This is a genomic window from Desulfovibrio sp. Fe33 (genome assembly GCF_028532725.1).
Classification (GTDB): Bacteria; Desulfobacterota; Desulfovibrionia; order Desulfovibrionales; family Desulfovibrionaceae; genus Pseudodesulfovibrio.
The window spans coordinates 178110-203065 of sequence record NZ_JAQKGU010000002.1 but is presented as its reverse complement, the minus strand read 5'-3'; the positions used below and the strand labels follow the sequence as shown (position 1 = coordinate 203065).

19 protein-coding genes are annotated in these 24956 nt (G+C 62.6%); 17 read left to right on the top strand and 2 right to left on the bottom strand.

Annotated features, from left to right (window positions below; genetic code table 11):
* Positions 1 to 118 precede the first annotated feature (118 nt).
* The 11 genes from PSN43_RS03730 to PSN43_RS03680 all read left to right on the top strand — a co-directional run bounded on the left by PSN43_RS03730 (position 119) and on the right by PSN43_RS03680 (position 14704).
* Complete coding sequence (locus PSN43_RS03730; protein WP_272699378.1) at positions 119 to 565, top strand: RrF2 family transcriptional regulator; 447 nt, start codon at positions 119 to 121, stop codon at positions 563 to 565.
* A gap of 36 nt (positions 566 to 601) precedes the next feature.
* A complete protein-coding gene (locus PSN43_RS03725) occupies positions 602 to 2866 on the top strand; it encodes a PAS domain S-box protein (protein WP_272699377.1) in 2265 nt (754 codons plus the stop codon).
* Positions 2867 to 3426: 560 nt separating this feature from the next.
* Positions 3427 to 3999 (top strand): NapC/NirT family cytochrome c, encoded by a 573-nt coding sequence (locus tag PSN43_RS03720; protein ID WP_272699376.1) that lies wholly within the window; start codon positions 3427 to 3429, stop codon positions 3997 to 3999.
* 11 nt (positions 4000 to 4010) lie between these two features.
* The gene (locus PSN43_RS03715) at positions 4011 to 5393 is read left to right on the top strand and encodes a multiheme c-type cytochrome (RefSeq protein WP_272699375.1); all 1383 of its coding nucleotides are present in this window, start codon (positions 4011 to 4013) and stop codon (positions 5391 to 5393) included.
* Positions 5394 to 5568: 175 nt separating this feature from the next.
* Entirely contained in the window at positions 5569 to 7911 is a 2343-nt protein-coding gene (locus tag PSN43_RS03710; protein ID WP_272699374.1) for a diguanylate cyclase, read from the top strand.
* Positions 7912 to 7984: 73 nt separating this feature from the next.
* On the top strand, positions 7985 to 9667 hold the full coding sequence (locus PSN43_RS03705) for an FAD-dependent oxidoreductase (RefSeq protein ID WP_272699373.1): 1683 nt from the start codon (positions 7985 to 7987) through the stop codon (positions 9665 to 9667).
* A gap of 296 nt (positions 9668 to 9963) precedes the next feature.
* Positions 9964 to 10557, top strand: coding sequence for a TetR/AcrR family transcriptional regulator (locus tag PSN43_RS03700; RefSeq protein ID WP_272699372.1), 594 nt, complete (start codon positions 9964 to 9966; stop codon positions 10555 to 10557).
* 39 nt (positions 10558 to 10596) lie between these two features.
* Complete coding sequence (locus PSN43_RS03695) at positions 10597 to 11604, top strand: TRAP transporter substrate-binding protein (protein WP_272699371.1); 1008 nt, start codon at positions 10597 to 10599, stop codon at positions 11602 to 11604.
* 243 nt (positions 11605 to 11847) lie between these two features.
* Positions 11848 to 12846: a TRAP transporter substrate-binding protein gene (locus PSN43_RS03690; protein ID WP_272699370.1), complete on the top strand. Its 999-nt coding sequence runs from the start codon at positions 11848 to 11850 to the stop codon at positions 12844 to 12846.
* Between the two features lie 56 nt (positions 12847 to 12902).
* Positions 12903 to 13388, top strand: a complete 486-nt coding sequence (locus PSN43_RS03685; RefSeq protein WP_272699369.1) for a TRAP transporter small permease — start codon at positions 12903 to 12905, stop codon at positions 13386 to 13388.
* A 2-nt stretch (positions 13389 to 13390) separates the two neighbouring features.
* A complete protein-coding gene (locus PSN43_RS03680; protein WP_272699368.1) occupies positions 13391 to 14704 on the top strand; it encodes a TRAP transporter large permease in 1314 nt (437 codons plus the stop codon).
* 360 nt (positions 14705 to 15064) lie between these two features.
* Here the strand turns inward: PSN43_RS03680 and PSN43_RS03675 are convergent, their stop codons facing one another.
* Both PSN43_RS03675 and PSN43_RS03670 read right to left on the bottom strand, forming a co-directional pair.
* Positions 15065 to 17479 carry an acetate--CoA ligase family protein gene (locus tag PSN43_RS03675; RefSeq protein WP_272699367.1) on the bottom strand — a complete coding sequence of 805 codons (2415 nt, stop codon included), beginning with the start codon at positions 17477 to 17479 and terminating at the stop codon, positions 15065 to 15067.
* A 160-nt stretch (positions 17480 to 17639) separates the two neighbouring features.
* A complete protein-coding gene (locus PSN43_RS03670) occupies positions 17640 to 18458 on the bottom strand; it encodes a nitroreductase family protein (protein WP_272699366.1) in 819 nt (272 codons plus the stop codon).
* A 177-nt stretch (positions 18459 to 18635) separates the two neighbouring features.
* Between PSN43_RS03670 and PSN43_RS03665 the strand changes: the two genes are divergently transcribed.
* From PSN43_RS03665 to PSN43_RS03640, 6 genes are all read left to right on the top strand, one after another.
* Positions 18636 to 20408 (top strand): glutamine--tRNA ligase/YqeY domain fusion protein, encoded by a 1773-nt coding sequence (locus PSN43_RS03665; RefSeq protein ID WP_272699365.1) that lies wholly within the window; start codon positions 18636 to 18638, stop codon positions 20406 to 20408.
* Between the two features lie 166 nt (positions 20409 to 20574).
* Positions 20575 to 21222, top strand: a complete 648-nt coding sequence (locus PSN43_RS03660; RefSeq protein WP_272699364.1) for a TetR/AcrR family transcriptional regulator — start codon at positions 20575 to 20577, stop codon at positions 21220 to 21222.
* A gap of 5 nt (positions 21223 to 21227) precedes the next feature.
* The gene (locus PSN43_RS03655; RefSeq protein ID WP_272699363.1) at positions 21228 to 21350 is read left to right on the top strand and encodes a hypothetical protein; all 123 of its coding nucleotides are present in this window, start codon (positions 21228 to 21230) and stop codon (positions 21348 to 21350) included.
* Positions 21351 to 21714: 364 nt separating this feature from the next.
* Positions 21715 to 21963 (top strand): phage regulatory CII family protein, encoded by a 249-nt coding sequence (locus PSN43_RS03650; RefSeq protein WP_272699362.1) that lies wholly within the window; start codon positions 21715 to 21717, stop codon positions 21961 to 21963.
* Positions 21964 to 22327: 364 nt separating this feature from the next.
* Entirely contained in the window at positions 22328 to 24346 is a 2019-nt protein-coding gene (locus PSN43_RS03645; RefSeq protein ID WP_272699361.1) for an ATP-binding protein, read from the top strand.
* A complete protein-coding gene (locus tag PSN43_RS03640; RefSeq protein ID WP_272699360.1) occupies positions 24339 to 24866 on the top strand; it encodes a YqiA/YcfP family alpha/beta fold hydrolase in 528 nt (175 codons plus the stop codon). Before PSN43_RS03645 ends, PSN43_RS03640 begins: the two co-directional genes overlap by 8 nt.
* Positions 24867 to 24956: the final 90 nt, after the last annotated feature.

The following is a 24956-nucleotide window of genomic DNA, read 5'->3' as shown; positions in this document are numbered from 1 at the left end:
CAACGGACGGGAGACGCGGAGCTTGCGGGGCCGCTTGATTGATTGTCGCGGTGTTTTTCCCTATGCTTACAAGACGCGCGCCGCGCGACCTCCAATATCACCGCCAGGGACGAAGACAATGAAACTGACTACACGCAGCCGATACGGCACCCGATTGCTCCTGGACATCGCCCTGCACTCCGACAACGGCAGCCCCGTGCCGAGCAAGGATACGGCCGACCGCGAAGGGCTGTCCTTGAAGTACCTTGAAAAGCTCATTAAAATGCTCAAGCAGGCGGGCTATGTGAAGGGCAAGCGCGGTCCCAACGGCGGCAACGTCCTGGTTCGCGAACCCGAAGATATTTCCATCGGCGAGGTGGCCCGCATCCTGGACGGCGAGGAGCAGGTCCTGGGCTGCGAGGGCGATCCGTCCACCTGTCCGCGCGCGGCCGTCTGCCTCAAGCGTTCCATCTGGGACGACGCCTCCATGGCCATGTACAAGATGCTGGACTCCTATTCGCTGGCGGACCTGATGAAGGACGCCTATCTCTGCCCGATGAACCCGCCAAAACGCGACGGGGAGTAGCCGGACAGGCGCATCCCGAAGGAGAACGGTGTGAAGATGCTCAAGAGATTCCGTCAGAGCCTCATCGCGAAGATGATCCTGTCGGGAGGCGTGACGCTCATCCTGTGCATCTTCCTGTGGACCGGGTTCAACGTCTATTATTTCAAGAGCAACGTGGTCTCCAACGCCATGTCGGACATCGAGATGGTGTCCGACACGATCATGCTCGCCCTGCACTACGCGATGATGCTCGACAGTGAAGAGGACATCAAAGAGAACATCAACAACATCAGCAGGCAGGAAGAGATCGAGTCCATCCGCGTGTACAACAAGCAGGGGGAGATCGTCTTTTCCAACATCCCCGAGGAAATCGGCACCGTCATCGGACAGGAAGCCCCAGCCTGCAACGCCTGCCACCAGTACGACCCGCCGCCCCCGGCCCTGCCCCTGTCCAAGCGCAGCAGGATGGTGGATTCCGGCCAACGGCAGCTCATGTCCATCATGACGCCCATCGCCAACTCCGAGGGATGCTCCCCCGGGCCCTGCCACGTCCACTCCAAGGAGGAGCAGGTCCTCGGCCTGCTGGACGTGACCGTGAACATGGACGACAAGAACTCCATGATAGTGATGTTCGAGCGGGCCAACCTCGGCATCTCCGTGGTGGTCTTCGCGGCCACGTTCCTGGCCCTGTTCGCCTTCACCTACAGGTTCATCTTCCGGCCCATCAGGCGGCTCATCGCCGCCACCAGGGGAATCAGCGGCGACAAGGACTACACCGACATAGACATCGAGCAGGTGGACGAGATCGGCACCCTGGGCCAGGCCTTCAACATGATGGGCAGGCGGGTCTCGGACAAGCACCGCGAGCTGCTCGAACAGCGCGAGGAATACCGGAACCTGTTCGACAACGTGCCCTGCCTGGTCTCCGTGGTTGACACCGACTACAAGGTCATCCAGCACAACTCGGCCTACGAGCGGCACTTCGGCCTGCCCATGGGCAAGCGATGCTGGCAGGTGAACAAGGGGCGGCTCGAAAAATGCGAAGCCTGCCCGGTGGACCGCACCTTCCGCGACGGTATGCCCCACATGAGCGAGGAGTCGGGCATGTCCAAGGACGGGCAGCCCATCCATTGGATCGTCTACACCTCGCCGGTCCGCAACGAATCGGGAGAGGTCGTGGCCGCCATGGAGATGATGATCGACATCACCCACCGCCGTGAGCTCGAATCCAAGCTGGCCGCGTCCGAGCACCGCTACCACGCCATTTTCGACTCCATACCCAACGCGGTCTTCGTCCTCGACAGGCAGACGCTGAACATCCTCAACAGCAACGAATCCTCGCAGGAGATGTATGGCTGGAGCCAGCTCGAAATGCGCGGCCGGAGCTTTATGGGCTTCTTCCGCGAAGGCGAGGCCGGAGACTGGGAAGAGGCCGTGCGCAATCAGGCGGAGATCGAGCTGTGCACCCACGTGGACAAGTCCGGCAAGCCGTTCTTCGTCTTCCTGAGCATCTCGCCCGCCCGGTTCGAGGGACATGAAACGCTCATAGTCACCTGCACGGATGTGACCCGCAAGATCGAGGCCGAGCAACAGCTCATCCAGGCCAGCAAGATGACCACCCTGGGCGAAATGTCCACCGGCGTGGCCCACGAGCTGAACCAGCCCCTGACCATCCTGCAGGCCATCTCCAACCTGCTCTCGCGCAAGGCGGCGAGCGGTTCCGAGGTTTCCCCCGAAATCATGCGCGAGATAACCGAAGGCATCTCCACCCACGTGGACCGGGCCGCCAAGATCATCGAGCACATGCGCGAATTCGGGCGCAAGTCCGACCTGCGGACCATGCCGGTGCAGATCAACGAAGTCCTGGAACGCGGCTTCGAGTTCTTCAGCCAGCAGCTCCAGGTGCACAACATCCGGGTCATCTGGGAGCTGGAGGAAAACCTGCCCCTCATCATGGCCGACTCCAACCGCCTGGAACAGGTGGTCATCAACCTCCTGCTCAACGCCCGAGACGCCATCGAGGACCGCTGGAAGGACGAGAAGGGCAACGCCGACAAGCGCATCCTGCTCCAGTCGTTCAGCACGCCCGAACGCATAATCTTCCGCATCTGCGACACCGGCGCGGGCATCCCTCCGGCCATCCGCGAACGGTTGTTCGAACCGTTCTTCACCACCAAGAACGTGGGCAAGGGCACCGGATTGGGCCTGTCCATCTCCTACGGCATCATCAACGACTACGGCGGGAACATCCGTGCCACCTCCTGGGAGGAGGGCGGCGCCTGCTTCGAAATCGACTTTCCCAAGGCGGAATGCGAGCTGTAGCGGCCCGTCGCGGCTTCCTTTCGGCCGGGAATCCGTTCCCGGCTTTTTTTTGAACCCTGGATAATTACTCCCCGCTTTCACGGCAAAACCCCTCGTAGCGAAAAAACCGCGCCGCAGGCGCTTGCACGGGATGCAAGGGTGCGAGCCCTTGCCCGCCGGAGGCGAAATCACCCGTCCATTGCCGCAAAGCGGCTTTCAATGCCTGATTCTTTCCTTCAACTCCCCACTTTCACGGCAAAACCCCTCTGAACGGAAAAACCGCGCCGCAGGCGCTTGCATGGGATGCAAGGGTGCGAGCCCTTGCCCGCCGGAGGCGAAATCACCCGACCATTGCCGCGAAGCGGCTTTCAACGCCTGGCTCTCTCCTTCAGAGAGTTGAAGGGGCAGTTCCCCTTTTTCGTCCCATTTCCTGCGCAGCCGCCGCAATCGCCGCAAAAAATGCCAAAAAATAACGCTTCCCCCCTGCCTTTTCCCGCCAATTTCTGCTAATTGGGTTCTAACCCTTATTTTTCCGGACCGGGGGCGAAGGGTCCGGCAACGGGGAACAGCCAGGAGGAGGTATGGAACGAAAAACAAAATCGATCCTGTTGGTTCTTTTCGGCATCCTGATCGCCTTTCCGCTCTTCAGCATGACCTATTACACCATGGTCAGGACTTCGACCCCGGAGTTCTGCGGAAGCTGCCATGAAATCCGCCCGGCCGTCATGGCTTGGAAGAGTTCGACGCACGTCAACAACGCCCAGGGGTTCGTGGCCGACTGCATGGACTGCCACCTGCCCGCTCCGCACGACACCGTTGACTTCTTCTTCACCAAGACCATGCACGGCGCCAAGGATGTGCTCGCCCACTTCACCGGCGGCGCCGAGACGTATGACAGGGCGGTCATGCGCGAGCGGATATGGGCCACCATGAAGAACGACCAGTGCATGAAGTGCCACCGAAACATCCTGCACATGCCGGGCAAGCGCGGGGCCATGCTGGCCCACCGCAAGGTGCTCTATGCGGGAAACGGCGTGGAATACCGCTGCACGGACTGTCACCGGGACCTGGTCCACAACGACAGGCAGTTCTTCGAGTACAAGCAGTTCAGCGCTCCCTACCGGGCCAGCGGACTGTCCAATCTGGGTATCTAGGAGGTTTGCTTATGTATCGCAGAGTGACGTTCACCCTCGCCGCCATGCTGGCCGTCATCGCCCTGACCGCCACCGCAGCCGGCGCGCAAAATTTCCCCAAAGTCCGCGAACTGCGCATGGAACGGGCCACCCCGCCCCAGGGCACGGCCTGCATCGAATGCCATAAACAGGAGACCCCCGGCATCTTCGCCGACTGGGCCATGAGCCGCCACGCGGCGGCGGGCATCACCTGCCTGGACTGCCACCAGGCCCAGCCCGGCGAGCAGGACATCAGCGTGGCCCATGAGAAATACTACTCCAGGGGCGATCTGCCCATGGGCGAGAAGCAGTACTTCGTGCCCATTGCCGCCCCGGTGACGCCCAAGGACTGTTCCCGCTGCCACCCGGACGAGGCCAAGCAATACTCCCTGAGCAAGCACGCCAATACCATCGAGATCATGTGGAAGCTCGACCCGTGGCTCAACGGCGGCATGAACTCCGACAACGAGCGCAAGACCGGCTGCTACTACTGTCACGGCACGGTGCTCAAGATGAAGGACGGCAAGCTTGATCCCGACACCTGGCCCAATGTGGGCGTGGGCCGCCTGAACATGGACGGCTCCCTCGGTTCCTGCACGAGCTGCCACACCCGCCACCGCTTCTCGGTCATGGAAGCGCGCAAGCCCGAGACCTGCGGCCAGTGCCACCTCGGTCCCGACCACCCGCAGATCGAGATCTTCAACGAATCCAAGCACGGCGACATCTACCAGGCGTTCAAGCACGAATACAACTTCGACTCCGCTCCCGGCGCCTGGACTCCCGGCGTGGATTACCGCGCCCCCACCTGCGCCGCCTGCCACATGTCCGGCTCCGGCGACGTGGCCACGACCCATGACGTGACCGAACGGATTTCCTGGGAAACCCAGGCCCCGCTGACGGTCCGCCCGTCCGAGTTCAAGCCGCTTCCGGCAGCCACCGACTGGCAGGTCGAACGCGACAAGATGAAGAACATTTGCAGCCAGTGCCATGGACAGTCCTGGATCGACGACTTCTACACCCAGCTCGACACCGCGGTGGAGGAGTACAACGAGGTCTACTTCAAACCCGCCAAGAAGACCTTGGACGAACTCTATGAGAAGGGGTTGCTCGACAAGACCAAGTTCTTCGACGAGCACCTTGAAGTGGAATACTACGAGCTGTGGCACCACGAAGGCCGCCGAGCCCGCATGGGCGTGGCCATGATGGCCCCGGACTACGCATGGTGGCACGGATTCTACGAGTGCAAGCACCGCTACAACCGGTTCATGGAGGAGGCCCGCCACCTCATCGACACCAACACCAAGGCTTACAGGTATCCCGACTTCCCGAACGCCACCGGCGATCCCACTCGCCCGGCGCAGATATTCGGCCAATAACGGGACGACATGATCCATCGACCGAAGGGGGGCGTCCACGCCCCCCTTTATGGTTTGTCCTTTCACTTTCCGCCGCGTACCGCATTGACCTTTCGCAAAAAAAACGCGATATTAGTAACTCGAACGAGCTTGACGGCCCGGCCGCCGAGCGCAACGCTCCGAAGCGGAGGGCCGAATGGACGAAGCATCCCTACGCAAGCAGCTTCAGGAAGCGCGGCAACGCATCGAGGAACTCGAAGAAGCCCTTGAGAAAACCGTCGAGGCTACCTGCGAAGACCGCTACCGCCAGGTTTTCGAAAACGCCCCCGGCGGCATGGCCATCATCACCGAAGATGGACGCATCCTCCTGGCCAACTCCGAGGCCAAACATTTTCTCGGCCTGCCCAAGAACAGCACGGAGCACAACGTCGAAAAATTCTATGTCGACGTGAATGACCGCAAACGGCTCCTGGCTCTCCTGACGAGGGACCGGCACATCCGCAATTTCCCTGTGCCCATGCGCCGCCGCGACGGCACAGTAATGTGGGCCAACATGTCCGCGCGGACCATCGACTACGGCGCGGAACAGGCCAACCTCGTTTCCTTCACCGACATCACCGAACACCGCGAGGCCCTGCGGCGGCTGGAACTGGACGAAATCCGCTTCGAAAAGCTCTACGCTCTCTCCGAGATGACCCAACGCTCCGAAAGCGACATCCTCGACTTCGCCCTGAACTCCATCACCGAAGTGACGGGCAGCGCCTTCGGCTACATCTACCTGCTCGACAAGACCGAAACCGAACTGACGCTCCACGCCTGGTCCGGACACGCCATGGAGCAATGCGAAGTCGCGACCGCCCCCAAGACCTGCCACGTCGAGGACGGGGGGCTTTGGGTCGAACCCATCCGGCTCCGCAAGGCGATCCTGGTCAACGACTACCCGAACTCCCCGTGCAGGCGGGGGCTTCCCGAAGGACACGTCCCCATCAGGAACCACCTGGGGATTCCCGTGTTCGACGAAGACCACATCGTCTTCCTTGCCGGGGTAAGCAACAAATCCGGGGACTACACCGAGGACGACGTCCGCCATCTGGATTTGATAATGAAGGGCACCTGGCGCATCATCCAGCGGCGGCGGTCCCGGGCGGAGCTGAAGGAGGCCCGCGCCGAGCTGGAGGAAACGGTCCGCAGACGTACGGACAGGCTCCAGCAGGTCAACCGGGAACTGGCCGGACTGAACCTGGAGCTGATGGAAAAGGACCGGGAGCGCGAACACGCCCGCATGGAGCTGATGCGCTACCAGAGGATCATCGAGACCACCCCTGACCTTATTTCCCTCATCGACAACAAATACCGCTACATCATCGTCAACCAGGCATACACCCGAATTTTCGGAATCCCGCGGGAAGCCATAGTGGGCCAGCCTCTCGGCATCCTCTTCGGCGCGGAGGCCTTCGAGCAACAGTTCCGGCCCGCCATCGACAGGGCCCTGAAAGGCGAAACCCTGATCGAGGCCACCTGGCTCCGCCTCCCGGACAAGGGCGAGCGGTTCATGTCCATCACCTACCAACCGGTCCGGGTCGAAGGCGATTCCACGGAATACGTCTCCTTCGAAGCGCGGGACATGACCGACCTCAAGCGAAGCGAGGAAGATCTCAAGGCCATCGCCGAACGCCTCGACCTGGCCACCGACGCAGCCCACCTGGGCATATGGGAATGGGACCTGCGCACCGACGACCTGCTCTGGGACCACAAGATGTTCGACCTCTACCAGGTGCCACCCATGCCGTCCTCCGAGCTGTTCCATTTCTGGCGAAGCTGCCTCCACCCCGACGACCTCGCCGCCACGGAACAACAGATGGCGCGATCCATTGAGACCAAGGAACCCCTTTACCTGGAATTCCGGATCATCCGCCCGGACGGCGAGACCCGGCACATGCGCCTGGAAGGACTGGTCCAGGTCGATGAAAAGGGAATGCCCATCCGGCTCATCGGCATCAGCATGGACGTCACCGAACAGCGCAACATGGAAGACGAGCTGCGCACCCTGGCCTCCACCGATCCCCTGACCGGCGCGAGCAACCGCCGCCAGTTCATGTCCAGGCTGGGCGAGGAATTCGACCGGTGCAAGCGGTACAACACTTCGCTGGTCCTCCTCTCCCTGGACATCGACCATTTCAAGCGCATCAACGACACCTACGGCCACCCCTCGGGGGACGACGTGCTCAAGGAGCTGGTCGGCCTGTGCATGTCCACCCTGCGCACCACCGACCTCTTCGGCCGCGTGGGTGGCGAGGAGTTCCAGGCCGCCCTTACCCAGACCCGCATCGGCGCGGGCCAGAACACCGCCGAACGCCTGCGCCGCCGCGTGGAGCGATGCAAGGTCGATACCCACGGCCAGATCATCACCTTCACCATCAGCATCGGCGTAACCGCCCTGCGCCCCGAGGACGAGTCCATCGAGGAGCTGCTCAAACGGGCGGACGAAGCCCTCTACCAGGCCAAGCGAACCGGCAGAAACCGAATAGTGATCCTTTGACCCCTTGACTGCCCGCCGGGGCCTTCCTACTTTTTTTAAATTACGAATACCGCGACCAACGGGAGGTTTCGCCATGGCCCTCATCAAGAAAGACGATCACGACTGGTTTCTGCCCGAAGACGTCAGAAAGCAACTGACCGAGACCTTGAAGGCCCTCAGGGAAACCGTTTCCCTCGAACTTTTCGTCCAGCCCGGCGTCAACGACGAATTTTCCGACTACACCGGCAAATTCTGCGCCGACTTGGCGCGGCTCGACGGCCGGATAACCTATGCAAGGCACGACCTCGCCTCCGACCGCGCAAAGGCGCTGGGCGTGACCGCCTCGCCCACCCTCTGCGTCAACCCCGACGACTACCACATCCGCTTCCTGGGCGCGCCGATGGGAGAAGAGGGCAAGTCCTTCATCACCGCCGTCATGCTCGTCTCCCTGCGCGCGAACGGCCTGTCCGAAGCGTCCCTGGCCCTCCTTGAGCCGCTGGACGGCGAGCGCCTGGCCCAAGTCTTCGTTTCGCCCTCCTGCCCCTACTGCCCGGGCCAGGTCATGCACGCCATCAAATGCGCCATCGCCCGACCCGGCCAAATCAAGGCCGAGTGCGTGGAAATGAGCGAGAATCCCGTCCTGACCGAAAAATACAATGTCGGATCAGTGCCGCATACCATCTTCAACCAAGGCGGCCACGAGGCCCTCGGCCTCATGCCCGAGGAACGTTTCGTGGTCGAGCTGGTCCACCTCAAGTCCGCCGAAGAGCTGCTCAAGGACGGCAGCCTTCCCGGCATGGAAGGAATGCAAACGGCTTCGGGCTACGGGACTATAGATCCGGGCGAAGTGGACCTGGTCATCATCGGCGCGGGCCCGGCCGGGCTCACCGCGGGCATCTACGCCGTGCGCGCCGGGCTCAAGACCGTGGTCCTCGAAAAGAGCATCGTCGGCGGCCAGGTGGCCCTGACCCCGGTGGTCGAGAACTATCCGGGCTTCACCGCCGTACCCGGCAAGCAGCTCATGGACATCATGGGCGAGCACGCCCGGCAGTATGTCCCCGTGCACGAAGGCGAGGCCGTCGAGTCCATCCGGGTGGGCGACCCGGCCAAAGACGAACCCATCACCGTGACCACAGCCCGGGGCGTATATCCGGCCAAGGCCGTCATCCTGGCCACGGGCGCGAGCTACCGCAAACTCGGGGTGCCCGGCGAGCACGCCTACTTCGGGCGCGGAGTCAACTACTGCGCCTCCTGCGACGGCTACCTCTACAAGGGCAAGTCCGTGGCCATCATCGGCGGCGGCAACACCGCCCTGACCGATGCGCTGCACCTCAAGAACCTCGGTGTGGACGTGACCGTCATCCACCGCCGGGACGAATTCCGCGCCCAGAAGCCCCTCATCGAATCCGTGGAGCGCGAGAACATCCCGGTTCTCTGGAACACCGTTGTCGAGGAAATCAAGGGCGATGGCCGGAAGGCCTCTTCCCTCAAGCTGCGCAACGTCATAACCCGCGCCGAAACCGAACTGCCCGTGGACGGCGTGTTCATGGCCATCGGCCAGAAGGCCGCCACCGAACTGGCGCAGGCCATGGGCGTGGCCCTCGGCGAGAACGGCTTTGTCAGGACCGGGCCGGACATGCGCACCAACGTCCCCCGCGTCTATGCGGCGGGCGACCTCACCGGCGGCCTGCAACAGATCGTCACCGCCATCGGCGAAGGCTCCATCGCCGCCATGTCCGCCTTCGAAGACATCTCGCACCCCTACTGGAAAAAGTAGGACGCCTCCCGCGTCCGGAATCGGGAAGGGGCGAGCTCAGGCGACGCCCCTTCCCGTTCCAGGCCGCACTCCTTCCGCATACGGCCGCCTCCCCGGCTCCTCGACCGGCCGACGCCGCAGCCCCGGACCGAGTGTTATATTCAAAGGAATATCACTCGGCCGTGCTTGACTCTTTCCCTGCCCCCTGCTAGTTCTGGTTGCGTCAATGTGACCGTCGGTCACTTTTTGACCGAAAGTCACAAATTGACTGATGGTCACGATAAAAGACGAATTATTTTCAGGGACAAGGTACGGATATGGCGACCAAGCAGCAGGAAAAATCCCAACAAACCATGCAGGAGCTCATGGCTTCGGCCATCGAATTATTCGGCACCAAAGGGTTCGCCAACACCTCCGTGGCCGAGATCACCGACCATGCGGGGTACGCCAAGGGGAGCTTCTACCGCCACTGGAACTCCAAGGACGAACTCTTCCTCCAGATCGTCGAACAGAAATTCAAGCAGTACCGCGCCACCCGCCACGACCGGGTGCAAAGCGCCGCCGACCTCGAAGAGGCCATGAACATCATCTGGGATTTCCTGGAGACCATCCTGTCCGACCGCAACTGGTCGGCCATCTTCCTGGAGTTCACCGTCTATTCCGCCACGAGCGAACCGCTGCGCAAACTCATGAACAAGTCCGACTACCGCCTGTCCAACCACGTCTTCGCGGAACTGATGCGCAAACACGTGACCAGCGACTTTCCCGCGGAAAAAATAGGCGCGCTCAACACGGCCCTGTTCGAAGGCTACCTCATCCAGCGCGCGCTGAACTCCGAAGTGCTTTCCCTCAAGGACGTCAGAGAAGCGGCCATCGCCCTTGCCGTCAAGAACGGAACCAGGCGGGACTGACCCCGCAAAGACCATATTACCCGATAAGCGAGATGCATCATGCGTAAGACCCTCCTGATCCTGACGGCCCTGGCCCTGATCTCGGCCGGCCTGGCCTCCCCCGCCCGCGCCGAGTCGGTGCGCCTGACCTATTCGAGCTTTTTCCCGCCCACCCACGTCCAGTCCAAACTGGCCGAGCAGTGGTGCAGCGAAGTTGAGCTCCGCACCAACAAGGCGGTTATCGTCGACTTCTATCCCGGCGGCACCCTGAGCCCGGCCAAGCAATGCTACGACGGCGTGGTCGAGGGCATCTCCGACATCGGCATGTCCGCGCTCGCGTACTCGCGCGGCCGCTTCCCGGTCATGGCCGCCGTGGACCTGCCCATGGGTTACGAGAACGGCGTCCAGGCCACGGCCGTGGCCAACGCCGTGTACGGCAAATTCTCGCCCGCCGAGTTCGACGACGTGGAGCCCATGTACTTCCACGCCCACGGTCCCGGTCTGCTCTTCACCACCGAAAAGCCGGTCCGCACCCTGGCCGACCTGGCGGGGCTCAAAATCCGCTCCACCGGCAACTCCGCCAAACTCATCGAGGCTCTGGGCGGCACCCCCGTGGCCCAGCCCATGCCCGCCGCCTACCAGTCCCTGCAAAAAGGCGTGGTGGACGGCTCGGTCCACCCCATGGAGTCCAACAAAGGCTGGAAACTCGGCGAGGTGGTCCGCCACTGCACCATGTCCGTGCCCGTCGGCTACACCACCACCTTTTTCGTGGTCATGAACAAATCCAGATGGAATGAGATATCTCCCGAGAACCGCGCGATCATCGAGCAGATCAACAAGGAATGGTCGGTCAAGCACGGCCGGGCATGGGACGAATCCGACGCCGAGGGCAAGGAATTCCTGGCATCCAAGGGCGGTGAATTCATCGAGCTCGAACCCGCCGAAGCCGAACGCTGGGTCAAGGCCGCGCAGCCCGTGCTGAACGGCTATGCCGACGGCGAGGGCCAGGCGGTGAACGGCCGGGCGGTGGTGGACTTCATCAAGGAAGAAATGGCGAAACGTCCGTAGGCGCGGTCGGCCGATGATCGCCGCGCGCCCGGGCCGAAGCCCGGACGAGGCGAAAGGCGGCAGCGAATCGGCGGCGCGGAGAGAACCGCGCCGGAGGCCGTTTTCACCCGGCGGCGAAGACCGCCGGGATCGGGGCCGGGCGGGACAGACCGTATCCCGCCCGCAACGCCGGGGACTATTCATATACAAGGGGGGAGCCGACGACTCCTCCTCGGACTATCAGCCATTCCCCGGAGGAAACCCATGAAAAGACTTCTGACGACGTTCCTGGCCGCCGCCGTTTTCTGTCTCGTCCTTCCCGCCGAAGGACGGACCGAGGTCAAACTGACCTACTCCAACTTCTTCCCGCCCACCAACCACCAATCGCAACTGGCGGAAGCGTGGTGCCGGGAGGTGGAGAAGCGCACCGGCGGCAAGGTCGTGATCGAGTACTACCCGGGCGGCACCCTGACCAAAGCCAAGCAGTGCTACGACGGCGTGGTGGAAGGTTTGTCCGACGTGGGCCTGTCCTGCCTGGCCTACTCGCGCGGCCGATTTCCGGTCATGGCCGCCGTGGACCTGCCGCTGGGCTACACCAGCGCGGCCCAGGCCACGGCCACGGCCAACGCCGTGTACGAGAAGTTCAGGCCCGAGGAACTGGCCGACGTGGAGCCCATGTATTTCAACGGACACGGGCCGGGGTTGCTGTTCACCGTGAACAAGCCGGTTGGGACTCTGGCCGACATGCGGGGCGTGAAAATCCGCGCGACCGGCAATTCGGCCAAGCTGGTCGAAGCCCTCGGCGGCACGCCGGTCGCCAAACCCATGCCCGAGAACTACCAGCTTCTGCAAAAGGGCGTGGTGGACGGCAGTATGCACCCCATCGAGTCCAACAAATCCTTCAAGCTCGGCGAGGTCTGCAAGTACGGAACCGACTCCTTCTCCGTGGCCTACACCACCGTCTTCTTCATCGTCATGAACAAAGGCAAGTGGGCCGCGATCGACCCCGATTCGCAAAAGATCATTCGAAAAATCAACAAGGAATGGGCGGCCAAACACGCCGCGGCATGGGACGAAGCCGACGCCGAAGGGCGGCGTTTCTTCCTCGACCAGGGCGGCGAGATCGTCGAACTGGCCCCCGAGGAGGCCGAGGCCTGGGCCAAGGCGGCGCAGCCCGTGCTGGACGGCTATCTGGCCGAAGCGAACGAAAAGGGCCTCGACGGTGAGGCCATCCTGGCATTCACCCGGTCCACCCTGAAATAACCCGTTGCCGGACGGGGCGGGCCGACGCCTGCCCCGTCCGCGTCCAAGGAACGACAATGGAAGAGAACAAGCGGCTGCTCCCGCTGACCGAAAAGACCATGCGCATAATCGCGGCGGCCAGCCTGGTGGGCATGGCGGCCATGACCGGCATGGACGTTTTCCTGCGCGGAGCCTTCAATACCCCCATCTTCGGCTGCGAGGAAATCGTGGCCATCCTCGGCGTGATCGCCGTGGGCTTCGCCCTGCCCTACGCCCATTACCAGAAAAGCCACATCGGCGTGGAAATCCTGGTCCGCCGCCTGCCCAAGCGGGTTCGCGACCTCCTCGAACTCCTCACCAACCTGGCGACCCTCTTCCTCGTGGCCGTCGTCACCTGGCGCATGTTCCTCTACGCCGGAACCCTGGCCGAGTCGGGCGAAGTCTCCATGAACCTGGAGCTGCCCGAATACTACGTGGTCTACGTTCTCTCCTTCGGCTTCTTCGTCTACGCCCTCTGCCTGCTGGCGGACATCGTCAAATTTTTCAGGAAACAGGGGGCCTAACCATGGATCCGACCACCGCCGGAATCATCGGCATCTGCATCATGGTCATCCTGTTCATGACCAGAATGCCCGTCGCCTTCGTCATGATGCTCGTGGGCTTCGTGGGCTTCTCGCTGCTGACCTCCTGGAAGGGCGGCCTCAACCTCATGAGCCGCAACATTTACGACGCGTTCGCCTCCTATGAGCTGTCCACCATTCCCCTGTTCATCCTCATGGGGCAGATCGCCTTCAACTGCGGCATTTCGCGGCGGCTCTACGACACCGCCTACCGTTTCCTGGGCAACACGCGGGGCGGCCTGGCCATGGCCACGGTATCGGCCTGCACAGCCTTCGGCGCGGTATGCGGGTCCAGCCCGGCCACGGCCGCGACCATGTCCACGGTGGGCATTCCGGAAATGAAGCGGTACGGCTACGCCAACTCCCTGGCCGCGGCCTCGGTGGCCTCGGGCGGCGGGCTCGGCATGATTATGCCGCCGTCGGTGGTTCTCATCATCTACGGCGTGCTCACCGAGCAGTCCATCGGCGCACTGTTTGTCTCGGGCATCCTCCCGGCCATCCTGCTGACCGGCCTGTTCATCGCGGGCATCTACCTCCAATGCAAGATCAACCCGGCCCTCGGCCCCAAGGGCGACACCTTCACCTGGGGCGAGAAGCTGAAGTCCATGGCCAACCTCGTGGACACCCTGCTCATCTTCGCCCTGGTTATCGGCGGCCTGTTCAAGGGCCTGTTCACCCCCACCGAAGCCGCATCCATCGGCGTCATCGGCGTGCTCGCCCTGGCGCTCGTCAAGAGGCAGCTCACCTGGCAGGCCTTCGTCAATTCGCTCTACGAAACTCTGCGCACCTCCTGCATGGTCCTTGTGCTCATCGCGGGCGCAGTGGTCTTCGGCAAGTTCCTGGCCGTGACACGCATCCCCTTCGACATCGCCAACTGGGTGTCCGCCTTCGACATGCCGCCCTACGCCATCATGGGCGCGATCATCCTGATCTACTTCATCGGCGGCTGCTTCATGGACTCGCTCGCGCTCATCATGCTGACCATCCCGGTATTCTTCCCGGTGGTCACGGGCATGGGCTACGACCCCATCTGGTTCGGCGTCATCATCGTGCTCGTCACCGAGATGGGCGTCATCACCCCTCCGGTGGGCATCAACGTCTACGTGGTCTACGGCATGTGCCGCAAGATCGCCCCGGACGTCACCCTGGAAGACGTGTTCAAGGGCATCCTGCCGTTCATGGCCTCCATCATCCTCGGCATCGCCCTGCTCTTCCTCTTCCCGCAGATCATCCTCTTCCTACCCGGCCTGATGTACTGACCGGAGGCGCGCGACAAACGGAAAGGCCCGGGCAATGTCCGGGCCTTTTTTTTTGGGTTGAAAGCCGCTTCGCGGCAATAGTCGGATGATTTCGCCTCCGGCGGGCAAGGGCTCGCACCCTTGCATCCCCTGTATGCGCCTTCGGCGCGGGCTGTTCCCGCTCCGCAAGCTCCCGAGACGAAAACGGGGCCGTTACTTATCAGGTCCTTTTTACATCCAACGAACTACTCCGCCGAAGGCGGCAAAGGGTTTCCAAAGGGGGCTCGCCCCTTTGGCCGCCGGAGGCAAAATCACCCGACCATCCCGCCGCAGGCGGCTTCACCTCCCGCCTTTCCAACATAACACCCTACACGCCCCCACTCATCGCAAACGAATACGCGCCGCGTTGAGCCGTCCGTCCATGTATTGGGCAAGGGCGGCCACGGCCTGGTCCGAGGTGCGGAAGGTGCACAGCCCGGCCTCCTTGAGCCGGTCCACCAGGGGGTCGTACTGGCGGCCGCCGTCCACCACGCCGATGACGGGCGTGTCCAGGGTGGGCAGCAGCTCGGCCATGAGGGCGGCGATGGACCGTTCGTTGTCCATGGTCAGGGGGGCGTCCGGGTCGGCGAGGGTGCGCATGACCGGCGACAGGGGGTCAAGTCCGGCCACCACGGCGTCCACGTTGGGATCGAGCGCCAGCAGCCGGACGGCTTCGGCGTGGACCCGGTCGTCCGCGGCCGGGGTGATGTCCAGGGGGTTGGTCACGGTAACAAGGCCGTCCAGCCGGTTGGCGGCGACCAGTTCGCCAAGGGCGCGGCGGGTGGCCTCAGTCAGCGGAGCCAGGGTCATGGAATAGTCGTCGGTCTGGATCGAATCGGCCATACCCACGGCCTCGAAACCCGCGCCGGAAACCGCGGCCAGCCGATTGCCGCCGATGGTTTTGCCGTTCAGCCGCTCGGCCAACAGGAAGAGATTCTCGAACTGGGTGAAGGAATGGGCCACAATGGCCCCGGCCTGGCGCACGCAGGATTCGCAGACCGCATAGTCGCCCGCAAGGGAGGCGGTATGGCCGCTCGTGGCGGACTTGCCCTCCGGGGTCCGGCCCGCCTTGTAGAAAACCACGTCCTTACCCTTGAGCACAGCCCGCCGCACGGCCCGGCAGAATCCGAGGCCATCCATGTCGTTAAACCCTTCGGCATACACGGCGATGACGTCCACATCGTCGGCCTCGCTGAAGTGGGAGACCATGTCGCCCAGGGTCAGGTCGGTCTGGTTGCCCATGGAGACCATGTAGGCGGGGTTGAGCATAGGGCATTGGGAAATGCGGGTCAGCATGAACGCCCCGGATTGGGAGATGAAGGCAGCTCGATGGTGTTCGCCCGGAGCCAAGGCGGGAAGTTTTTCCTCGGGGATGAACCAGGTGTCGTAACGGCCCGGCCGTGAAACCACGCCCATGCAGTTGCCGCCCAGAAAAACGGGACCGCCGCCCCCGGCGTGGGCGGCGTCGATGCGGGCGACGACCTCGGCGGCGCGCTCGCGGCTCTCCCGGGTCTCGCCCAGGCCGCCGGGAATGAGCATGACCGATTCGGCGCAGTCCAAGGCGACCAGCTCATCCACCAGGGCCGGGACCTGCTCCGAGCCCACGGCCACGACGAAGAGGTCCAGCCGCCGATCCAGGGACTTCAGGTCCGGGACGCAGGCCACTCCGTCGATCTCCGTTTCGCCGGGTTTGACCAGGCGCACGTCCTCGGCCGGGAACCCGGCTTCGAGCACGTTCTTGAGAATAATCCTTCCGAAATTCATGCGCGACGCCGAGACGCCGATAATGCCGATGGACGACGGCTTAAGCAGATTGGCTATCTTGCCTACGGGCCGGGGGGCGCGCACTGCCCCCTTTTCGGAGAACCGGCACAAGCCGTCCAGAGGGACCATGAGATAGTCGGCATAGGCGAACGGGTTGATCTCCAGTTCCTCGATATGGAAGGGGGCGTCCGGGTTGTCCGGGGAATAGTGGTTGGCCATGTCGATGAACGAGGAGAAGCACTCGATGAGCTGCTCGTCGGTGACGATACGCCGCTGCCCCCGCGTCAGCCCGGCCAGTTTGCGGTAGGAAATGGTCCGGCGGAAGAGTTCGAAGAAGCGCACCCCGTCGGTCAGGGCCGTGGAGGCGATGGTCAGGGCCTGGCCCTTGCGGAACCGCTCGGCGTACAGCTCGGTGTCGGTCCCGCCCAGCCCGGCGGTGACGACCATGCCGAACTCCCGGGTTTTGCGGATGCCCACCAGCAGCTCGTTGCCGAAGGCCGTGGAATCCGGCTCCATAAACTGGACCATGAGCACCCCGCGCAGGTCGCGGGCCACGGCGGAAACCAGCGGCTCGCCGCATAGCCCACGGTATGGTTCGGGCGCGGAGCCGGGATCGCGCTCCAGGGCGGCGGCGAAATTTTCGGGGACCTCGTAGAGCATTCGCCGGACGGCGGAACGGATGGCGTCCGGGCGGTTCTCCACCACGCGCACCCCGCCCGCCTCGGTCTTGTGCACGATGGCGGGCGACACGATTTTGAGGACCACTTTGTCCCCGGGCAGGGCCGAGAGCTGTTCGTCCGTGAACCGCCCGGCCCGTTCAAGCAGCACGCACCGGGGCGGGGTCTCCGCGCCCGAGGCCTTGAGCAGGTCGTAGACCTCGTACTCGAACAGGGAATCGCGCCCCTGGGCATGGGCCTGCCTCAACAGGGCGTCGATGGCCTCGAAATTTATCTCCACATGGACCGAACCGAAGGCATAATGGGCATCCGCCATGCCGCTCTCCTGCGCCCGGGACGGGACTCGCCCGCCCGGCTTATGGTTTTCCGCACGCGGCCCGGCTGCCCGCCGTCGGTAAAACCTCCTGGATACGGGACGGCCGCGGTCGCGGCTGGAGCCTACATCGGCCGCGCGAAAGAGTCCACCCGACGGGGAATCAGAGCCGCCGCACAGTGGGTTCCGGCCTCGGAGGGATGGCCGTGTACCGCCGTGCTGGATGGCCGAGCATGAGCGCCCCGTAAGCCGCTTCTCCATCGGCCACTCCGAGGAATTCCCGCATTCCGGCGTCATGCGCGGCGGCGGCCAACAGATAACCGCACCAGCACGCGCCCAGCCCGGCTCCCGAGGCGGCCAGTTCCAGATAGGCGGTGGCTATGACGCTGTCTTCGCGGGGCGTGATGCCCTGCCGCGGCCCTACGGCCACGGCCAGGACCGGGGCGTTGCGGCAGATGAGGTCCATCCCCTTGTCCCAGGCCCGGACGATGCCCGGCAGGTGCAGGGCGGCGGCCAGGGGAGTTTCGGCCTCCGATTCGGCGCGCATCCAGGCGGCGACGGCTTCGGCTACTCCGGCCACCTTGTCCGCGCCGTGGGCCACGACCCAACGCGTGGGCCGGGCGTTGTGCCCGGAAGGACAGTACCCCGTCACGGCCAGGAGGCGATCCAGCAGTGCGCCGTCCACCGGCTCGTCGCGGAAGGCGCGCATGGAGCGCCGCCCCTTGAGGAACTGCTCGGCCTGCTCAAGGGAGATGCGCAGCGACTTGTCCAATGGGGCGCCCCCGGCCTCGAACCGGTCCAGCCGGATGGCGTCGGCCGGACAAACCGCCATGCAGTGGCCGCAGTCCAGGCAATAGGCCTGCTTTTTCTCGTGGGGCACAGGCAATCCGCCCTTTTCGAAGACGATGCACCCTGCCGGGCAGTCGACGGCGCACAGGCCGTCCCGCTTGCAGCGGGTCTCGTCGATGGTGAACAGCGACATGTATTCTCCTCCTTGGAATGGTCCGCACAGTGTGACCGCCCGCACCGCGGCAGGCAAGCATTGCGTTGACCGGCAAGCCGTTTTCCCGTATTTCCGTGCCACGGGCAGGATAAGGAATAACGCCCCGCACACGACAGTTCGACCGGCAAACGGTCAATTCATACAACGAGGTTTCCCATGAGCACCAAACCCGAGGCCCCTGAAAAGGGCAAGGACTTCATTCGCCAGATCATCGACAAGGATATGGAAAACGGCGTCTATCACGGCCGCGTCCACACCCGCTTCCCCCCCGAACCAAACGGCTACCTGCACATCGGCCACGCCAAGTCCATCTGCCTCAATTTCGGGCTCGCCCGCGACTACGACGGGAAGTGCAACCTGCGCTTCGACGACACCAACCCGGTCAAGGAGGACGTGGAATACGTCGATTCCATCCGCGAGGACGTCCACTGGCTCGGCTTCGACTGGGACAACAATTTCTACGCCTCGGACTACTTCGAAAAGCTCTATTTCATAGCCGAACTGTTCATCAAGATGGGCAAGGCCTACGTGGACCATCAGTCCGCCGAGGAAATCCGTGAAAACCGGGGAACCCTCAAGGAGCCCGGCAAGAACTCCCCCTACCGCGACCGGACCGTGGAGGAGAATCTGGCCCTGTTCCGCTCCATGCGGGCGGGCGAGTTCGGCGACGGCGAATGCATCCTGCGCGGCAAGATCGACATGGCCGCGCCCAACGTGATGCTGCGCGACCCGGCCCTCTACCGCATCAAGCACGCCCACCATCACAGGACCGGCGACGCATGGTGCATCTACCCCATGTACGACTTCACCCACGGCCTGTCCGACGCCATCGAGGGCATCACCCACTCCATCTGCACCCTGGAATTCGAAAACAACCGCCCCCTGTACGACTGGTGCGTGGACACCCTCATGGAGGGGCTGAAACGGCCCGAGCTGTTCGGCGGGAACGCCGCCCTGTACGAGGAGCTGGCCGGACTTCCCGGCTTCACCGACCGCCCCCGGCAGTACGAGTTCGCCCGCCTGAACATCACCGGCACCGTGCTTTCCAAGCGCAAGCTCATCCAGCTCGTCAAGGAAGGGTACGTCACCGGCTGGGACGACCCGCGTATGCCGACCATCTCCGGCTTCCGGCGGCGCGGCTTCACCCCGGAGTCCATCCGCGATTTCTGCGACCGCATCGGCATCGCCAAGGCGGACTCCATGGTGGAATACGCCCTGCTCGAAGCCTGCCTGCGCGAGGACCTCAACAAACGCGCCCCGCGCTACATGGGCATCATGGACCCGGTCAAGATGATCATCGAGAACTACCCCGAGGATCAGGAAGACGTCTTCGAGATCGCCCTGAACCCCGAGGACGAGTCCTACGGAACCCGCAAGGTGCCGTTCTCCCGTGAAGTCTGGATCGAACGCGACGATTTCATGGAGGAGCCGCCCAAGAAATTCTTCCGCCTGGGACCGGACCGCGAGGTGCGGCTGCGCGGAGCGTACTACGTCAAGTGCATCGGATACGAAAAGGACGCTGACGGCAAGGTCACCGAAATCCGGGCCACCTACGACCCCGAATCCAAGGGGGGCTGGCTGGAAGGCGGCCGCAAAGTCAAGGGCACCCTGCACTGGGTCTCGGCCAAACACGCCTTGGACGCGGAAGTGCGCAACTACGGGCCGCTGTTCACCACGGATAATCCCAACGTCACCGAAGAAGGCAAGACCTTCGTCGACTACGTCGACCCCGATTCCCTGGAAGTGCTGTCCGGCTGCAAGGTGGAACCGGCCATGGCCGACATGGAAGCGGGCGCGAACTTCCAGTTCGAGCGCACCGGCTACTACTGCGCCGACCGGCGCGACCACAAGCCCGGCCAGGCCATGATCTTCAACCGCACCACAACCCTGCGCGACACCTGGGCCAAAATCCAAAAAAACACAAATTAGACGACAAAAAATATACAATGAAAAGGCCGCACTACGCGGCCTTTTTTCTTTTCTCCACCTTTTGTTAAAAAAACAGCCCGATAATTCTTGACATTGATTGTTCAATCAATCTATAGCTGTCTCAACGACTGATTGCACAATCAATCGATACAAGGAAACAAACGACATGACCAAGAAGGAAGCCATACTCTGCGCAGCCCAGGAAGCCTTCGGGCAACTGGGGTTCCACGCCGCCACCGTCAAGGACGTGGCCGGTCGCGCCGATGTTTCCTTCGGTCTGGTTTCCCACTACTTCGGCAGCAAGCAGGAGCTCTTCCTGGCCGCCGGATTCGACATGGCCGACCGACTGATTTTCCGCCTGCACGAGGCCACCGCCAAGGCAGAGACCGGCATCGAGGCCATTCGGGCCTACATGTCCGCATATTTCGATTTTACCGAAGAGCACCGGACCGGCTTTCCCGTCCTGCTGCGCTGTTCCCCCTTCAGCCACATGGAGCCCGGTGTCGACGGCGCCAAGGTGGCCGAGAAGTTCAGCATCTTCATTGACGAGCTCAAACGCTGCGTCGCCCTCGGCATCAAGGACGGCACGATCCGTTCCCTTCCCTTGGAACAGACCGCGCTTATCATCTACGGTAACATCGTCGGCTCGGTCCGCACCAGCCTCCTTTCGCCGTACGAGTCCACCAATCTCTTTGCCGAGACGATCAACCATGTGGAGCGCAGCATAACCATCCCTGCCTGCGAGGCCGCCGTTGAAAACGGTATGCCGCTGGAACAGGGGAACCCGTCGAGAGCGGAATCGAGAGCGAGGTAAACGCCATGTTCAAGAATCTTACCGCCGCAAGAATTTTCGAGATTGTATTGGGCAGCCGCGCATGGCTGCGGTACATCGACTCCTTCAAGTCCTGGTCTGAAGACTGGGCGACCAAACAGCACCCTTAGTCCCGAACGAATCAACACCTCCTAAGGCGCACAGAAATGGACCGCAACCCACACCTGACAGCCTGACAGATACGTTTCGGACACCCCGGCAATAGCCGGGTATCAGGGAGCCGCACCAGCGGCTCCCTTTTTTTGCGCCCCATTCACTGCGTCGCATATGCGACATTAATGTCGCGTAATGTCGCGTTGCGCGACACTTGCGACACCTATGCGACATTATAAAATAAAGTATTAGGCTTATAGACTTTCTATAAATACTGGATAATACAGATTATAATACGAATAAACAAAGACTGGCACGCTGGTTGCTTATATTGATTCAGCACTTCTTCTTCAACCATATCAAACTATGCGGGAGGGCATGATGTTTGAGAAAAACGTTACCAAGGTTGTTCAGGACTGCATCCTCGACAGCGGCATCCAGGCCAAGATCGTCGCTCAGAAGATCAACAAGCCGTATTCCACCCTTATGCGCGAGATCAACCCATTCGACGCCAGCGCCAAGCTCGGAGCCGAAACCCTGCTCGAAATCATGAAAGTGACCCAGGACATCCGTCCGCTCCAGTTCATGGCGGCGGAAATGGGCTTCAGCCTCGAAACGGGCACAGCCTAGACATTTTCCAGGACCAATTTTCAGCCGGGCTTCGCGCCCGGCTTTTTTTTGACCCCATACATTTATCTCCCGCTTTCCCGCCAGAACGCCATGGAGCGAAATAAGCCCGCGTCGAAGGCGCTTACAGGGGATGCAAGGGGGCGGGCCCTTGCCCGCCGGAAGAGAAATCACCCGTCTGTTGCCGCAAAGCGGCTTTCAACACCTGCTTTATCTCTTCAGGGAAGCAAAGGAGTGGTTCCCTTTGTTCTGCAGAGGAGACAACGCCCGCGACAGTCAGTAAAAACCGTTTGACTCCTTGCCAAGATCAATGCGTTCGGCTTAGAAATACAGAGGTATTCTCCAACCAGAGGGACAAGCGGAACACATGGTCAAACACTCCAGAGCACGGCTTTCCAGGGCCGACTCCCTCAGCCGACGGGCCAAACTGGCCCAGATCGCCTTCATATCCTTTATTGTTCTTGCGTTTTCCTGCGCCCTGATCCTGTTCAACGCCTACCGGCTGCACGTCCGCCTGTCCGAGCGGGCGGACGGCATAGCGCATATGGCCCGAACCAGCCTGGCCACCGCGGTCTGGCAAGTCGACTACGCCTCCGCCCGCGACTTCATCAACGCCGTGCTCGAAAACGACACCGTGGCCTTCGCCCAGGTCGTCACCGGACGGGAGGTCATGGCCGCGAAAAGCCGCCCGCGCTTCACGGGCCACGACTTCGACTATTTCGCCGGCGATCGGCGGTTCATCACCAAATCCGTGGAAATCCGCAAATACGGGGACTGGATAGGCTCCTTCAACTTGGCCGTCTCCACCGAAGGGTACGTGCAGGAAATGGTCATGTACGGGGGACTGACCTTCGTCCTGGCCCTCCTCCTGATCCTGACCCTGACCCTGGCCGCGGTCCGCTACACGCGCAAGCATTTCCTGTCCCCGCTCATGGACCTCGAAGAGTCGGCCACTATCATCGCCGACGGCAACCTCGACGCCCCCATCGACACCTCGGCCTCCAACGAACTGGGCAGCCTCGCCCGGGCCATCGACGACATGCGCCAGTCCGTGCGCCATCTGATCCGCGACCTCCAGGAAGCCAACGCCAAGCTCCAGAACCACCAGAACATTCTGGAGAGCCGGGTCAAGGAACGCACCGAGGAGCTCAAGAACAAGAACGACTCCCTGAACAGCGCCCTCGACCAGGTGCGTCGGGCCAAGAAGGCCGCCGACATGGCCAACGCGGCGAAAAGCAGTTTCCTGGCATCCATGAGCCACGAAATCAGGACGCCCATGAACGCCATCCTCGGCATGGCCGACATCCTCTGGGAAACGGAGCTTTCGTCGGACCAGGCGCGTTATGTGGACATCTTCCGCACGGCGGGCGAAAACCTCCTTGAGATACTGGACGACATCCTGGACCTGTCCAAAATAGAAGCTGGCCACCTGACGCTGGAACAGGTCTGGTTCTCCCTGGACGATATCCTGGACCGTTCCTGCGGAATCATCCGGAACAAGGCCGTCCAGAAAGGGTTGAACCTGACCTGCACCCCATCCACCAACGTGCCCAAGCGGCTGGAAGGCGACCCCACCCGGCTGCGCCAGGTCCTCTTCAACCTGCTGGGCAACGCGATCAAATTCACGGATTCCGGCTCGGTTGCCCTGAGCGTGGAGCAGGTGTCCAACGACGGAAAGACCGCCCTGCTTCATTTCTCCATAACCGACACCGGCGTCGGCGTGTCCGGCGACAAGCTCGGAGCCATCTTCGACGCCTTCACCCAGGCGGACAGCTCGACCACGCGCCAGTTCGGCGGCACGGGGCTGGGACTGGCCATCAGCAAGGAGCTGGTCCACATGATGGACGGCCGCATCTGGGCTGAAAGCACGCCGGGCAGAGGAAGCACCTTCCATTTCACGGCGCGGTTCGGCACCGCCCCCAGGCCGGAAGCCGCGACGCCCGAACCGCAGCCGAGCGCCGAGGATGCCCCCCTGCCGCCCTTGAACATCCTCATGTTCGAGGACTCCAGATACAACGCCTTCGTGACCCAGACCTATCTCGCGACCACGCCCTGCGGCCTGACCGTGGTGGAAGACGGCAAGTCCGGCTTTGATCTTTTCAAGAAGGGAGGCTTCGACCTGGTCCTCATGGACATTCAAATGCCGATCATGGACGGTTTCGAGGCCACCCGGCGCATACGCGAATGGGAGCATGAGCAGGGCCTCGCCCACACGCCTGTGGTGGCCATGACCGCATTCGCCATGGATGAGGACGCCCGGAAATGCATCGAAGCAGGGGCCGACTACCATCTCCCCAAGCCGGTCAAAAAGAGCGCCCTTTTCGACATCATTCGTAAACTGGCGGACGGGCGTGCCGCCCGAACCGAGGAGGAAGACCATGCATGACATGCGCCTGTTGTGGTGCCACGGCTCCCTGAGCAGCCCTTGGGGGGCCAAAAGCATGGCCCTCGCCGAAACGGCCCGGGGCATGGGGCTGACCATGGAAGGGCCGGACTTCAGCGACCAGGACGACCCGGACAGCCGGGTGGACCGTCTCGTCTCCATTCTGGCCGAAGACGACCGGCCCGCCATCCTGGCCGGTTCGAGCATGGGCGGCTATGTGGCCGCGGCCGCTTCCATGGCCGCCCGCGTACCGGCCATTTTTCTCCTCGCTCCCGCCTTCTATCTGCCCGGCTATGCCATGCACGTCTTCTCCAACCTGCCCGACCTCGTCACCGTGGTCCACGGTTGGGACGACGATGTGGTCCCAGTGGACAACGCCATCCGCTTCGCCCGAACCCACAAGGCGACCCTGCACGTTCTCCCCGACGGGCACCGGCTGGAAAACTCCGTCGACGAACTCCGCACCCTGTTCGCCCGCTTCCTGGCCACAGCCATCACGAACGACGCGTCGAACCGACCCTGACCCGCGCTCCAGGCTGCGCATCAGCGGACCGCACGCCGCGTTTCCCCGGGTCTCGGTGCGGCCATTTCAAATATCGTTGACGAAAACGGA